Origin of the sequence: Polaribacter sp. BAL334 (assembly GCF_015767435.1) — a bacterium.
Lineage (GTDB): Bacteria > Bacteroidota > Bacteroidia > Flavobacteriales > Flavobacteriaceae > Polaribacter.
Genome location: NZ_JADWOV010000002.1, coordinates 1 through 354, shown reverse-complemented (window position 1 = coordinate 354; position 354 = coordinate 1). Strand labels below are relative to the sequence as shown.

The 354-nt window shown below is 32.5% G+C and carries 1 pseudogene; it reads left to right on the top strand.

The window, feature by feature from the left end:
* Window positions 1-354: pseudogene (locus tag IU405_RS00005) on the top strand (hypothetical protein); the annotation flags it as partial.

Below are 354 nucleotides of genomic sequence, written 5' to 3'. Positions count from 1 at the left end.
GGTTGGGATGGATATTCGAAAGGTGCAGATAATATTACAACGACTTATGAAAATTGTTGGGCAATTAATAATGGATATTTAAAAGACGGAACAAAAGGAGGTGGAGATGGAAATGGTTTTAAGACTGGTGGAAGTGATAATAAGGATTTAAAACATCATGCTATATTTAAAAACTGTTTAGCAGTTGGGAATGTTGTTGACGGTTTTGACCATAATAGTAATAGGGGAGATATAACTATCTACAATTCAGGAGCCTATAAAAATGGCAGGAATATAAATTTTAGTAGTTCAAATATTGCAAACTCTTTGATAATCAAAAATACAGTAAGTTTTTCTGGTGTGAGTGGAGATAGT